Source organism: Bacillus methanolicus MGA3 (genome assembly GCF_000724485.1).
GTDB classification, from domain to species: Bacteria; Bacillota; Bacilli; order Bacillales; family Cytobacillaceae; genus Bacillus_Z; species Bacillus_Z methanolicus_A.
Map to the genome: position 1 here is coordinate 1333441 of NZ_CP007739.1, position 14125 is coordinate 1347565.

Annotated in this window: 12 protein-coding genes; 10 read left to right on the forward strand and 2 right to left on the reverse strand. The window is 38.5% G+C overall.

What is annotated here, in order from left to right:
- Positions 1 to 23 precede the first annotated feature (23 nt).
- The 10 genes from BMMGA3_RS06600 to BMMGA3_RS06645 all read left to right on the forward strand — a co-directional run bounded on the left by BMMGA3_RS06600 (position 24) and on the right by BMMGA3_RS06645 (position 12338).
- A complete protein-coding gene (locus BMMGA3_RS06600) occupies positions 24 to 905 on the forward strand; it encodes a cysteine hydrolase family protein (protein WP_038502123.1) in 882 nt (293 codons plus the stop codon).
- Positions 906 to 1116: 211 nt separating this feature from the next.
- Positions 1117 to 1317, forward strand: a complete 201-nt coding sequence (locus BMMGA3_RS06605; protein WP_003349260.1) for a cold-shock protein — start codon at positions 1117 to 1119, stop codon at positions 1315 to 1317.
- A 303-nt stretch (positions 1318 to 1620) separates the two neighbouring features.
- A complete protein-coding gene (locus tag BMMGA3_RS06610) occupies positions 1621 to 2766 on the forward strand; it encodes an exonuclease SbcCD subunit D (RefSeq protein ID WP_034669557.1) in 1146 nt (381 codons plus the stop codon).
- A complete protein-coding gene (locus BMMGA3_RS06615; RefSeq protein ID WP_003349262.1) occupies positions 2763 to 5900 on the forward strand; it encodes an SbcC/MukB-like Walker B domain-containing protein in 3138 nt (1045 codons plus the stop codon). Before BMMGA3_RS06610 ends, BMMGA3_RS06615 begins: the two co-directional genes overlap by 4 nt.
- A gap of 89 nt (positions 5901 to 5989) precedes the next feature.
- On the forward strand, positions 5990 to 6670 hold the full coding sequence (locus BMMGA3_RS06620; RefSeq protein ID WP_003349263.1) for a Dph6-related ATP pyrophosphatase: 681 nt from the start codon (positions 5990 to 5992) through the stop codon (positions 6668 to 6670).
- A gap of 38 nt (positions 6671 to 6708) precedes the next feature.
- Entirely contained in the window at positions 6709 to 7143 is a 435-nt protein-coding gene (locus BMMGA3_RS06625; protein WP_003349264.1) for a DMT family transporter, read from the forward strand.
- Positions 7144 to 7337: 194 nt separating this feature from the next.
- Positions 7338 to 8147, forward strand: a complete 810-nt coding sequence (coaW, locus tag BMMGA3_RS06630; RefSeq protein ID WP_003349265.1) for a type II pantothenate kinase — start codon at positions 7338 to 7340, stop codon at positions 8145 to 8147.
- Positions 8148 to 8194: 47 nt separating this feature from the next.
- Positions 8195 to 10075 (forward strand): selenocysteine-specific translation elongation factor, encoded by a 1881-nt coding sequence (selB, locus tag BMMGA3_RS06635; protein ID WP_003349266.1) that lies wholly within the window; start codon positions 8195 to 8197, stop codon positions 10073 to 10075.
- A 211-nt stretch (positions 10076 to 10286) separates the two neighbouring features.
- Positions 10287 to 11150, forward strand: coding sequence for an SDR family oxidoreductase (locus tag BMMGA3_RS06640; protein ID WP_003349267.1), 864 nt, complete (start codon positions 10287 to 10289; stop codon positions 11148 to 11150).
- Between the two features lie 183 nt (positions 11151 to 11333).
- Positions 11334 to 12338, forward strand: a complete 1005-nt coding sequence (locus tag BMMGA3_RS06645) for an LLM class flavin-dependent oxidoreductase (RefSeq protein ID WP_034669592.1) — start codon at positions 11334 to 11336, stop codon at positions 12336 to 12338.
- A gap of 225 nt (positions 12339 to 12563) precedes the next feature.
- Here BMMGA3_RS06645 and hxlB read toward each other — a convergent pair whose 3' ends face one another.
- Positions 12564 to 13118: a 6-phospho-3-hexuloisomerase gene (gene hxlB / locus BMMGA3_RS06650; protein WP_034669560.1), complete on the reverse strand. Its 555-nt coding sequence runs from the start codon at positions 13116 to 13118 to the stop codon at positions 12564 to 12566.
- A 5-nt stretch (positions 13119 to 13123) separates the two neighbouring features.
- Positions 13124 to 13759 (reverse strand): 3-hexulose-6-phosphate synthase, encoded by a 636-nt coding sequence (gene hxlA, locus BMMGA3_RS06655; protein ID WP_003349277.1) that lies wholly within the window; start codon positions 13757 to 13759, stop codon positions 13124 to 13126.
- Positions 13760 to 14125: the final 366 nt, after the last annotated feature.

A 14125-nucleotide genomic window follows, 5' to 3' on the forward strand; every position in this document is an offset into this window, starting at 1 on the left:
AACACCCAAAAGGGGTGTTTATGATGAAAGGTTCATTTGAACATTGGTTTCAAAAAGATAAAGTTGGACAAGCAACGCCATTAGCGTTCGATCATATTAACGGAAATCGCGATTCTGTAAATCAAAAGGATGTCCTTTTGTTAGGGATTGACTATCAAAATGATTTTTTAGAAAACGGCAGCCTTCCCGTTCCAAATTCTTTTTCAGATGTAACGAATTTTGCACGGTTCATTTACGAAAACGCTGATGCGATTGATGATATCTACATGAGCTTAGATACACATGCCACAAATCAAATCTTTCATCCGACATGGTGGATAAATTCACAAGGAGAACATCCGAAACCGTTTACAATCATCACAAGTAAAGACATAGATGATGGTATTTGGAAACCTGTTTTTTTTGAAAAAGAAAGTATTGAGTATTTAAAAGGTTTAGAATCAGCTGGTAAAAAACAATTAATGATATGGCCATTTCATTGCCTCCAAGGTACATTTGGTTCATCAATAGAACCCCAATTATCAAATGTCTTATTGGCTTATTCTTTATACAAAGGACGAAATGTTCGATATATAGTAAAAGGACTTAATCCAATTACAGAAATGTACGGTATTATTAAACCAGAATACTCGAACGAAGATTCATCGAATGCTCAGCTCATTCAAGAATTATCTGAATACAAACGGATTGTTATTGGCGGAGAAGCTAAATCACATTGCGTGTTAGAATCTGTTAAACAAATTGTTGAAGGATTCGAATCGATCAATCATAAAGACTATACCTTATTTATTTTAGAAGACTGCACAACTTCTATCCCAGGATTTGAAGAAGGAACCGATAAAGAATATCGACAATTAGCTGAAAAGTACCCAATTATTTTGACGGATTCTTCCTTAAAACTTTAAACGAAAAAACATTCACATCAAAAGTCCAACTTGACAATTGTGATTAATAATGGTAAATTTAAGTCAGCCTTTGCAACTGTTTAGATTTTTGCAATAAACTTATTCAATTTTCCAAACGATTGGATGAGTAATGTAAGGAAAGCTATACGTTGTAAATAGGTTAAAAATTAACACAAGGCTTTTTTGAAAGCTAATAGGAGGATTTTTTTTAATGAAAAACGGTAAAGTAAAATGGTTTAACTCTGAAAAAGGTTTCGGATTCATCGAAGCAGAAGACGGAAACGACGTATTCGTACATTACTCTGCAATCCAATCTGAAGGTTTCAAAACATTAGAAGAAGGCCAAGAAGTATCTTTCGAAGTAGTTGAAGGTGCTCGCGGTCCTCAAGCATCAAACGTAGTAAAAAGATAATGACAACTGAACTTAACAGCTCAGCCATTTTGGTTGGGCTGTTTTATTTTTTGTTGAAAAGGGGCGGAACTGCGCCAACAAAAATAATTTTTAGCAAAATACAGTTTAGCTTTGTAAATTTTTTGAGCTTGGCTCCGCTCACACCGTCTTATTAGTTTAAAAAAACGCAACTTTGGGGTATATGTTTCCATTTTTGTTTGTTATTATATAAGAACAAATGTTCTTTTTGCTGTTGCAGTCTTATCTTCTTTCCTTTTGCTATAATAATAACATTGATAAAAGAGAGAATGAGAGGTGGCAGTTTTGAAATTTATACATACAGCAGATTGGCATTTAGGGAAATTAGTCCATGGCGTATATATGACAGAAGACCAGCGTGAGGTGCTCCGCCAGTTTGTAGAGCTTGTGGAAGAGGAAAAACCTGATGCAGTTGTTATTGCGGGAGATCTTTATGACCGTTCTGTCCCTCCCACAAGCGCAGTAGAGCTTTTAGATGAAATATTGTTCAAAATAAATGTTGAATTGAAAACACCGATTGTGGCTGTTGCAGGGAATCATGACAGTGCAGAAAGGCTGTCTTTTGGAAGCTCCTGGTACCGGAAAAGCCAATTTTACTTGACAGGGAAACTAACGAATGATTTTAAGCCAATCCATATTAATGGTGTAAATTTCTACCTTGCTCCCTATTCTGAGCCTGGTATGGTGAGGCAGCTCCTCGAAGATGACACAATTCATTCCCACCACGATGCAATGAAGGCATTGATCGGCAAAATGGAAGAGACGCTGAATCCAAATGAACCAAATGTTTTTGTTGGACATGCTTTTGTATTAGGAGGAAAAACGTCTGATTCGGAACGAGCTTTGTCGGTCGGAGGTTCAGGATGTGTCGGAGCTGAATTGTTTGAACCTTTTTCATATACTGCTCTTGGCCACCTTCATAGTCCCGATGCGCTTAACCACGAAAAAATAAAATATTCCGGGTCACTTCTCAAATATTCATTTTCCGAAGCCAGCCAAAACAAGTCTATATCTATCATTGAAATGGAAGGAAACGGATCTTTTACAATCCGCTATAAATCACTCAAGCCTAAGAAGGATCTGAGAGAAATTGAAGGGTACCTGGAGGAGCTGCTTGATCCGGCATTTTATGAGAAACAATCTTGCAATGACTATCTGAAAGTCACTTTGCTTGATGAAGGTGCTCTCATCGATCCAATCAATAAGCTGCGCCAAATCTACCCAAATGTTCTCCATCTTGAAAGAAAATTAGATATAACTGACGCGAAAACTAAAAAATCGTTTATTTCAATGAGAGAAGAGAAAAAATCAGAACTTGATTTGTTTGCACAATTTTATCAGGAGATGACGACTTCAGAGTTTACGCCGGACAAAAAAGAGATCATGGCGAGCGTAATTGAAAAAGTGCTTAAAGAGGAGGCAGTACGATGAGGCCTTTAAAGCTAACAATGCAAGCGTTTGGCCCTTATGCCGGAAGGGAAACGATCGATTTTACAGTTTTAGGAAATCGGACGATGTTTGTCATTTCAGGAAAAACCGGAGCAGGAAAAACGACCATCTTTGATGGAATCAGTTACGCTATCTACGGAAAAGCGAGCGGGGAAGACCGAAACGGTCCAGAACTCAGAAGCCAGTTTGCAAAAGATGATGTTTTAACAGAAGTTTCGCTCGAATTTTCCTTAAGGCAAAAAACATATTATATTATCCGTTCACCTCAGCAAGAAAAAAGAAAGGAGCGGGGTGAAGGGTATACAACGATTGGCGCAAAAGCCGAATTATATGTTTACAATGAAAAAGGCGAAAAACAGCTGATTGCTTCAAATATCCGAGAAGTTGATGAAAAAATAAAGGAGATCATGCAGATTGACTCAAACCAGTTCCGGCAAATTGTTATGATCCCACAAGGAGAATTCCGGAAGCTGCTTACATCTGACAGCAAAGAAAAAGAAGTGATTCTTCAGCGATTGTTTCATACGGAAATTTATAAAAAAATCGAAGAAAAATTGAAAGAAGAAGCGGTTGAGCTGAGAAACAAAGTGGAAGATCGCATTTTACAGCGTGAACGTGCTCTTCGATCGATTCATGCAGTTAACATCCAGGAGTTAAAAGAGTATGTCGAAGCTGACAACGTGAATGACACACTGATAATCCCATTATTGACTGATGAGATCAAAATGATGGGCGAAACTCTCGAGCGTTTGGCAAAAGAAGACAAGGAAAAACAAGCAGAACGAGACAAGCTTCAGCAGAAAATTTATGAGGCTCAAACGATTGCTAAACAACTTCAAACGTTAGAGGATGTAAAAGCACGAATGAATGAATTGGAAGCTCAAAAAAAGCTGTTTGAAAAAAAAGAGAAGGAAATAACGCTTGCCTTGAAAGCAGCTTTGCTTTCCCAGCAGGAGCAGCTTTGCCATAGATTAAAAAACGATTTGGACCAACTCGAACAAGAGGCGGAGAAAATCCATTTGAAATTGCAGTCTATCGCTAAAGAACTAACTGCGAAAGAAGCAGAACTCCAAACGGAAATAGAACGTGAACAAGAACGACAAGATGCTATCAATCTTTTCAATCACCTGAAACATATCGAAAAAGATGTCCGCACGTTTTCCGTTATTGAGAAGGAAGCAAATCGATTGAAATTTCTTTTGGATCAAGCAAAAAAGGAGAAGCAAACAGCAGAAAGCCTTCTAGTAAAGATCGAAGAACAGAGCAGAAATTTGAAACTAGAAAAACAGGATTATGAAAAAAATCAGCTTCTCTATTTTGAAAATGAAAGAAAACTTGAAAAGCTGGAGGCAGTTTGGAATCGGCTGAATAAGTATGAACAACTATTAAATCGTTATGAAAAATCAGTTTCGTTGCTGAAGGAAAAAAATGCGGCGTATGAACATGCAAATGCCAGATATCAAGATGCAAAAGCCTTGACCGAGTTTTTAGAGGAAAAATGGCTGCATGGCCAAGCGGCAGTACTAGCCGGACAACTTGCTCCAGGAAAAGCTTGTCCAGTTTGCGGATCCGAACATCATCCGAACCCGGCTGCATCCATTCAAAATGACATACCGGAAGAATCAGATATAAAGGAAGCAAAAAAGCAGGCACTTTTGCTTGAAAAAGAAAAATCAACTGCTGAGTCGGCTTTGTTTGAAATGAAATCACAAGTTCATTCATTAGAACAATCGGTTCAGGAACAACTTTCAGAAATTATTCTGGAAATCCCGGACTTTCAGAGTGAAGAGTTGGAAGCAGTGAAACAATCAATCGAATCGGAAAGAAAGAACCTGACTGAAAGCCAGCTTCGCCTTAAAGAGCAAAAGCAAAAGCTTGAACAAATAATCGCTGAACTGGAACAGTGTGAAGAAAAGAAGGCAAACATCCAAACGGAGATTCAAGAGCTTTCAGCAAAGGTTCATGAGTTGACCATTCAATTTACAGAGAAGAAAACGAATCTTTCAAGGCTGATGGAAAGCATTCCTGACCATCTTCGATCAGAAGAGAAGTTTGAAACAGAGCTTCAACGAGCATTGAACCGGAGAGACGAATTACAAAAAAAGCTGGAACAAGCACAACAACAGTTTCAGAATACAAAGGAAAAGTATGCTACGGAAAACGCGCGCTTTGAAACAGTGAAAAAGCAAATGGCTGAAACAGAGAAAAAATTGGCTGCTGAAAAAGAATCTTTTAAAAACAACATGATTGGACAAGGGTTTCCCACTTATAAGGAGTATAGCGAGGCGAAAAGAACGGAAACCGAAATCAAGAAGCTGGAGCTTGAAGTTCGAAAGTACTGGGAAGAGTACAGGTCTGTCAACGATCGCTACGTTGAACTGTCAGACATGTTAAAGGACGTAAAAGAACCTGATTTAGACGGTTTGTTAAATGAATTGCATCAAATAAACGACCAAATAAAAGAATTACAAGAACGATATACGAATCTTTTCATGAAAAAGCGGGATAATGAAGAAATATTGAAAAAAGTGACAAATATCAACGAGGAAATAAAAGTCCTTGAAGAACGGTATAAAATCATAGGACACTTATATGATATTTCGCGGGGACAAAATACATACCGGATTACATTTGAAAGGTATGTATTGGCGGCCTTTTTAGATGATATTTTAAGAGAAGCAAACATTCGCCTAGCCAAAATGACGAGCGGCCGCTATCAGCTCCTAAGGAAAACGGATCGTTCAAAAGGAAATGTTCAAAGCGGGCTTGAACTCCTTGTTTTTGACCAGTATACAGGTCGGGAACGCCATGTGAAAACACTTTCAGGAGGAGAAAGTTTTAAGGCCGCTCTTTCACTTGCACTTGGTCTCGCTGATGTTGTTCAAACGTATGCCGGAGGAGTTTCATTAGAAACAATGTTTATTGATGAAGGATTTGGAATGCTTGATCCCGAATCTTTAGATCAGGCAATTGAGGCCTTGATCGATATCCAGAACAGCGGCCGGCTTGTCGGAATCATTTCCCATGTCCCCGAACTGAAAGAGCGGATCGATGCAAGACTGGAAGTCATCGCTACCCAAAGCGGAAGCACAACCGAATTTCAGTTTGTCAATTAAGTAAACATACATGGGCACGCAAATTCAACAGATCAAGCGTGCTCTGTTTTTCTATTTCGAGTGTGGACATTGAATGCAGAGGTGATAAAATGTGTAAAAACATTGCTCTATCCTGGAGCGGAGGAAAAGATGGATGCATGGCGTTTGACAAGCTTGTAAAGAAAGGCTATAAAATCGCTTGTTTCGTTACGACGGTTCCGAAAGAAATGAGGCGGACGTTTGCACACGGGGAAAAAACGGAATTAATTACACTCCAAGGGGAAGCTTTGAATGTCCCTGTTCATTTTATAGAATGCACTTTTGAAAGTTATACCGAAAGTTTCATAGAATCTTTAAAAATACTAAAAACGAAGTATAATTTAGAAGTAATTGCATTTGGTGATCTTTATTTGGATGAACACCGCGAGTGGGGAGAAAAGACAGCGCAATTAAGCGGTTTAGAGGCGATGTTTCCGTTATGGATGAAACAATCGAAAGCGCTCAAAGCTTTAGAAGCATTTGTAAGATCAGGCTATAAAGCTAAGGTTATAAGAGTGAGAAAAGATATGCTGGAAGAATCATGGCTTGGAAGAGAAGTAAATGACCAGTTTCTTCATGACATCGTGAAGAAAAATGTTTGCCCGATGGGGGAAGCTGGTGAATATCATACCTTTGTCTATGATGGTCCATTATTTAAGAAAAAAATCAAAGTTCACGATGGAAAAGTCATTTCTCATGAACATTCGAAAAGGCTTGAATTAGAAGACGGGGTCTTAATTGATAAATATTGAATGCAAGCATACTTGTGAAAAAGGAGGTGTAATCGTAAATGAAATGGCTGTTTTCATTTCTTGCACTGCTTGGGGGGTGCGCAATCGGCTTACAGGCTGTTATTAATGGCGGACTGGGAAAAAAAGTCGGTGCCGTTGAAGGGGCATTCATTTCTTTTGTCATCGGTGCCCTCGCATTATTTTTTGTTGTTATATTTTTTGGAAAAGGAAATATTTCTGCTGTCTCTCATGTTCCAAAATGGCAGCTGATCGGCGGTTTACTTGGTGCTTCATATGTGTTTATCATGGTTCTTGTTGTTCCAAAAATAGGTGTGACGCCCACTTTGATTACTGTCATAGCAGGACAGCTGCTAATGGGTGCGATCATTGATCATTTCGGGCTGCTAGGTGGAAAGATTGTGCCGCTTGATTTAAAAAAAATACTCGCAATTGTTATGCTTTTCGGAGCATTGTTTTTGTTTCATAAAAAATAAAATAGATTTTGTTAAGATAGCTCATAAAACAAATAAAGTGGCTCATAAAAGTTCCAAAGCAGCTCAAAAAAGATATAAAGGGGCTAAAAACCTCAAGAACAAAAAATCTTTTATTGACAAGAACGAAAAACTTCCTACATTATTTTAAAATTGATTATAATGTAAAGGATTTTATTGTTTTTAGGGGGACAAGCATGAATATAAAAAAAGTTGGGATTGATGCCGGTGGTTCATTAGTGAAAATCGCTTATGAAGATAGCGGTGTCTTTCATTACAAAAAATATCCGATTAGGGAGCTTACATCAGCTCTTGAATGGATAAAAATGGTTGCGCCAAATGCAAAAGTAGCTTTAACAGGTGGAAAAGCTGCTTTTATGAAGGATCAATTTTTCCCTGAAGGCAAGATTTTTCCCGAATTCGATTCAACTTGTGAGGGAGCCATGTTTTTATTAAAAGAGGCTAAAATCGATACTACTAAGAAATTGGTAATTGTAAATATTGGAACGGGAACTTCATGGTTTGTCGCAGAAAATAACAATTACACGCGGATTTTTGGGAGTGGAATCGGCGGCGGAACATTGATGGGACTTGGTGCTTTGCTCACAGGTGAAACGGATTTTATCAAACTGGTTGAATTAGCGTCTAAGGGAAATAAAGGGAATGTTGATTTATTAGTCAAAGATATTTATTATCCGCAGGAACCGCCAATTGACGGAAACTTAACCGCCAGCAATTTTGCGAAGGGAGTTATCAATCCTAATAGTTCAAAAGAGGACAAGGCTGCTGCTGTGATAAATATGATCGGGGAAACCCTTGTTTTGCTTAGTATGCAAGCAGTAACAGCTTTTCATGCTGATAGACTTGTTTATATCGGGAGCACACTTGCCGGGAATGAACCGCTTAAACAGTGCCTTTCTTCCTACAAAAAGATGGTGGGAATTGATCATGTGTTTTTAGATCATGGAGAATATTGCGGTGCTCTCGGTGCTCTGCTCCTTTTGTAAATTCTTTTGTTCGAAAACTATTAGAAATAATGAAGAAGGTGGCACCGTTGAATAAAAGGTTTTTTACAATTGGAATGGCAGGGCATATCGACCACGGGAAAACTTCATTAACGAAAGCTCTTACAAATGTTGACACTGACCGGCTGAAAGAGGAAAAAGAGCGGCAAATATCAATTGAACTTGGCTATGCACCTTTATACGATGATGGAGAAATTCAGATATCCGTTATAGATGTTCCTGGACACGAGCGTTTCATCCGTCAGATGATTGCCGGAGTTGCCGGGATTGATCTTGTTGTCCTTGTTGTTGCTGCTGATGAAGGCGTCATGCCGCAAACTCGGGAGCATCTGGAAATCCTTGGCTTTCTCGGAATCAAGTGCGGGATTGTTGCCATTACCAAAATTGACCGGGTTGAGGAAGAATTTATTGAACTTGTCAAAGATGATATTTTACAAGAGTTAATAGGAACGGTTTTTGAACATTCTCCGTTTGTATTGGTTGATAGTTTATCGAAAAAAGGGATTGATGAGTTAAAACACTTGATTATTAAAATGTTAAAAGGTATGGAACCCAGGGATGCAAATGGTCCTTTTCGCCTTCCTATTGACCAGGTTTTTACCGTGAAAGGACAGGGAACGGTTGTAAGAGGGACGGTTTATGAAGGCACTGTTGAGGAAGGACAGCCTTTAATAATTTTGCCAAAGGGAATTGAAGTTCGCGCACGCCAGATTCAAGTGCATTACCAGCCTGCTGAAAGAGCATTTGCAGGGCAGCGTGCGGCCATTAACCTTTCCGGGGTCTCAAAGGAAGAATTAGAACGGGGTGATGTTCTTGTATCATCTGAGCATTTCACTGTGACAAAAACGATCGATGTGGCGATTCGAATTGTTGATGATCTTAAATATGAAGTGAAGCAAAGAATGCCGATCAAATGCCACATAGGTACGGCTGAAGTAATGGGACGAATCATTTTCTTTGACCGCAACGAGTTAAAGGAGGAAAACGGTGAAGTTCTTTGTCAACTCCGACTTGATGAAGAGATTGTTGCGAAACGGGGAGACCGGTTTATTTTAAGGCGTCCGAGTCCGCAGGAAACAATCGGCGGAGGCTGGGTCATTGATCCAAATGGGAAAAAGCATCGGTTTGGCATGAAAACAATTGAAGAGCTTGAAAAGAAAAAAGAAGGAACTCCTAAAGAACGAGTTACAAAAGTTTTAACCGAAGAAATAAGTGCTGGGTTCAAGGAGCTTATGAAGAAAACTTCTCTTGATGAAGAAACGTTAAAACATGTGCTGGAAGACAAATCATTTGTCTTTTATAACGGAAAAGAATATACGTTAGCATCAATTGTAAATGCAGTTGAAGAAGAAATTTACAGCCATTTGAAAGAATTTCATGCGGCTTCTCCGATGAAGCAAGGGTTAAATAAAGCTCAATTACTTCAAATGCTGCAAAAAACGTACCCTCGTACATTAATTGAGCATGTTTTGGAAAAAGGAGTTGAAAGTGGAGTGTTTGGCCGCCGCGAGCAATTTGTATTTCTCGGTGAGTTTTTGCCTCATGTACCGGAAAACTGGCAAAAACGAGTAGAGACTATGCTTGATGAATTAAAAACAGATGGCTTAAAGGTTCGTTATTTAACTGATTATATTGCGGATGCCGGCATTCCTGACAACTTGGTTGATGACTTGAAAAAGTATTTGGAGGAACAGGGATTTGTTGTACGGCTCAATGATCAGTACTATTGGCATAGCGATCATTTCAAAGAAGCATTTAAAAGGTTGAAAGAACACACCGGAACACAATTTGAAATAGGTGATGCGAAAAAAGCATTGAATTTATCGCGGAAATATATGATTCCATTTCTTGAGCGCCTCGATGCACTCGGACTTACAAAACGAGTAGAAAACAAACGAATTTGGCAGTAGGAAGGGGTCTGGCCCTAAAGTGATGCGGGCCTGCACCTCACCCGTATTAAATGCGTTTTCCTTGACTTTCATTTTCTGTTGAAACTATAATGGTTACATCAAGAAGGGGAATGAGTGATCATAGTTGCTTTCATATTTTTTTCATATGGTTGTAACTAAATGTGTTACATCTAAACCCTGTTGAGAAATTTGTTAGAAGGGAAGATCAACTATGTCAATTGTTGTGACTGGGGCTACCGGCATTTTAGGAGGTCTGGTTATTGAACACTTACTTAAAAATGTACCTGCAAATGAAATCATTGCAAGTGTTCGCAATGTGGAAAAAGCTTCAAATCTTGCCGAACTTGGAGTGGAAGTTCGTTATGGTGATTATTTAGATATGGCGTCGATGAAAAAATCTTTTGAGGGAGCTAAAAAGGTGCTGTTTATCTCTAGCCCGGATACTGATAATACACTTCGTGTGCGTCAGCATGCAAATGTCGTTCAAGCAGCAAGAGATGCAGGGGTTAAACATATTGCTTATACAGGTTATGCATTTGGTGAAGAATCTCAAGTGTCTCTTGCACACGTCCATATGGCTACGGAATATGCAATTCGGACCACGAACATTCCTTATACGTTCCTGCGAAACTCTTTATATACAGAAGTCTTTGTAAATCCTGGGCTCAATGCAGCAATAGAAAGCGGAGAATTAATTACAAATACTGGAAACGGTGTCCTTAATACAGTGACACGCAAAGATCTTGCATTGGCCGCTGCAACTGTTCTTACTGAGGAAGGTCATGAAAACAAATCATATAATCTTGTGAACCCACAACCTTGGAGCTTCAATGAACTTGCACAAGTTATCACTGAAGTTACTGGCAAGAAGGTTGTGCATCGATCAGTTACATTTGATGAGATGAAGGAGTACCTTGTAAAGGCCGGGCTGCCAGAACCAGTCGCTGAGTTTTCTGCAGAAATCTATCAGGCTGTATCCGAAGGTGAGACCTCCAAAACGTCAGAAGATCTGACTAAACTAATTGGAACACCGACTCCGCTTAAAGAGGTTGTGAAACAAACCTTTCAAGGATAAAATAGCAATAGTTGTTTAAAAGAGGCTGACTCAGATGCAAAGGTCAGACCCCTTCAATAATAACTTCGTTCTATCTGTTGTTAATATTGGAGGGAGTCAGACCCTTATGAGTCAGCCCCATTCATGAAAGGTATTTCTGCACTCAAAAAAGTTTATTCTCATTCAGAAAGTAGGAAATACGCTATGAGATTAAGTATTTTAGACCAATCCCCAATTTCTTCAGGAACAACACCCGCACAAGCATTGCATGAATCAATGAAACTTGCGCAAATTGGAGAAAAATTAGGATATACTCGTTACTGGATTGCTGAGCACCATGATCTCCCTGCACTTGCTTGTTCAGCCCCTGAAGTCATGTTAGGATACATTGGTGCAAACACAGAAAAAATTCGTATTGGAGCTGGTGCGGTTTTACTCCCACATTATAAGCCTTATAAAATTGCCGAAACTTTTAATATGCTTGCAACCTTATTTCCGAATCGTATTGATTTAGGAATTGGCAGAGCTCCAGGAGGGTCTGCTGAAGCAACCATGGCTCTTTCAGATAATTTTTTGGAACAAGTTCGGAAAATGCCTGATTCTTTCAATGATCTTCTCCATTTCTTAAATAATGATTTTTCTTCTGATCATATGTATTCAAAAATTTCTGCTTCCCCGGTACCCGAGATCTCCCCTGAACCATGGATTCTCGGAACGAGTGAAAAAAGTGCGATTCTTGCGGCGGAAACCGGCACTGCATATGCATTCGGACACTTTATGAGTGATAAAGAAGGAACGAGTATTGTGAAAAACTATATCAAAAATTTTAAAGCAAATGGCAGGTTGCAACGACCTAAATCAATTGTTGCTGTTTCCGCTATTTGTTCTGAAACAACAGAAAGAGCAAAGGAACTTGCCTTAAGTAATCTCTTGTGGGAAATACAACTTGAAAAAGGAGAAGGAAGAAAAGGGGTACCCTCAGTAGAGGAAGCCAAACAGTACTCATATAATAGCGATGACAAATTGAAGATAAAAAATTTGCGAAACAAAATGGTGATCGGTAATCCGCGTGAAGTGAAAGAACAGCTTTTTGAATTACAAACATCATATGAAGCGGACGAAATCATGATTATTACCATTACACATAGGTATGAAGATCGAATTCAATCTTATGAACTTATTGCAAATGAAGTTCTATCAGATATATGAGGCATTTTTCAGATTTATGAGCTGTTATTCTGAAATATATGCCTTCATTCCAATAAATGAGCGGATATTTAGAAATATGAGCCTTCGTTCCAATAAATGAGCCGTTATTCAGATAAATATGTCTTCAATCCGATATATGATGCTTCAGAAAAAACTCCGCTTTTTTTATGTAAATAAAAAGGAAAGACCCGAAAAATTTCACGGTCTTTCCTTTTTTCATCATGCCTACTCAAGATTAGCATGTCTTCCGTACATTGTTTTTGTATCCAAGCCCTTTTTCTCCATGAATCTCAAAATGACAGCATCATAGAACAATAATAAGGTTTGTTCAAAAAGAGATCCCATTGGTTGGATGGTTTCTCTAGCTTCTGATTTATCTTTAGGCGAACCTGGCATTTTAATAACGATATCCGCTAATTGCCCAATTGTTGATTCAGGGTTGATCGTTACAGCCGCGATGGTTCCGCCAATGCTTTTTGCTTTTTGAGCCATGGAAACGAGACTTTTTGTTTCTCCTGAGCCGGATCCAATGATTAAGATGTCTTCTTTTTCATAGTTAGGTGTTACGGTTTCGCCAACGACATAGGCATCAATACCCATGTGCATCATTCGCATTGCGAAGGATTTAGCCATAAAACCGGATCTTCCTGCACCGGCTACAAAAACTTTCTTTGATTGAAGGATTCCGTTAACCAGTGCTTCGGCTTCTTCATCGGCGATTTGGTTAACCGAACTATTTAATTCTTTTACAATTTCAGCTAAAAATTCAGTTGTCAGCATGCTGATCATAACCCTTGTTTAACTAATTTATTAATTTTTTCAGCTGCTGCTTTTTTATCAGTTTGGTTAGCAATACCGCCGCCAACAATGACAAGATCCGGTTCTGCTTTGATAACTTCAGGTAATGTTTCTAATTTGATTCCGCCCGCAATAGCAGTTTTTGCATTTTTCACGACAGCTTTAATTCTCTTAAGATCATCTAATGGGTTTTTACCTACTGCTTGAAGATCGTATCCAGCGTGCACGCAAATGTAGTCTACGCCCATTTCATCCACTTGTTTTGCACGCTCTTCTAAATTTTTAACTGCGATCATGTCAACAAGGATTTTTTTGCCAAGTTTTTTCGCTTCTTCTACAGCACCTTTAATTGATACATCTTCAGCTGCTGCAAGAATTGTTACGATATCAGCGCCATGCTCAGCTGCTTTCGCAACTTCATATGCTGCAGCATCCATAGTTTTCATGTCAGCTAAAACTTGTAAATGAGGGAATGCGTCTTTAACTGCTTTTACAGCTTGAAGACCCCAAATTTTAATAACCGGAGTACCGATTTCTACGATATCGACATACTCCTGAACCTCAGCTACTACTTGTTTTGCTTCTTCAATGTTTACCAAATCTAGAGCTAATTGAAGTTCCATAAATTATACACTCCTTTTCGAAATTTTTAGTTTTTTTTTGTTACACTTATGTAACTTTTAATGTACAAGCAAGTGAGTATTATATACCTTCTTTTGCCTGTACACTGTTAATATACTATCTATCAATTTTTTTAAAAAGTACGCACTTTATTAACACATAGTATAAAAAGTATACTATAAGAAAAATTTATCTATGGGAAATGTGATCAAAAACTGGAAAGTTTAAAGGGAAAGAAATAAAAATGACGGCGAAAAATTACATATATATTAAGAAATGAATATCCTTACGTATCCATGGCCAGAATCATTTGTCAATGTTGCTGTCCAGGTCTTTTTGTTTATTTATAGTATATTTTTCAACACTAT

Excerpts from the sequence above, each read along its gene's own strand:
- BMMGA3_RS06600 (WP_038502123.1), top strand. The coding sequence starts at position 24 with ATGAAAGGTTCATTTGAACATTGGTTTCAAAAAGATAAAGTTGGACAA.
- BMMGA3_RS06605 (WP_003349260.1), top strand. The coding sequence starts at position 1,117 with ATGAAAAACGGTAAAGTAAAATGGTTTAACTCTGAAAAAGGTTTCGGA.
- BMMGA3_RS06615 (WP_003349262.1), top strand. The coding sequence starts at position 2,763 with ATGAGGCCTTTAAAGCTAACAATGCAAGCGTTTGGCCCTTATGCCGGA.
- BMMGA3_RS06620 (WP_003349263.1), top strand. The coding sequence starts at position 5,990 with ATGTGTAAAAACATTGCTCTATCCTGGAGCGGAGGAAAAGATGGATGC.
- BMMGA3_RS06625 (WP_003349264.1), top strand. The coding sequence starts at position 6,709 with ATGAAATGGCTGTTTTCATTTCTTGCACTGCTTGGGGGGTGCGCAATC.
- coaW (WP_003349265.1), top strand. The coding sequence starts at position 7,338 with ATGAATATAAAAAAAGTTGGGATTGATGCCGGTGGTTCATTAGTGAAA.
- BMMGA3_RS06640 (WP_003349267.1), top strand. The coding sequence starts at position 10,287 with ATGTCAATTGTTGTGACTGGGGCTACCGGCATTTTAGGAGGTCTGGTT.
- BMMGA3_RS06645 (WP_034669592.1), top strand. The coding sequence starts at position 11,334 with ATGAGATTAAGTATTTTAGACCAATCCCCAATTTCTTCAGGAACAACA.
- hxlB (WP_034669560.1), bottom strand. The coding sequence starts at position 13,118 with ATGCTGACAACTGAATTTTTAGCTGAAATTGTAAAAGAATTAAATAGT.
- hxlA (WP_003349277.1), bottom strand. The coding sequence starts at position 13,759 with ATGGAACTTCAATTAGCTCTAGATTTGGTAAACATTGAAGAAGCAAAA.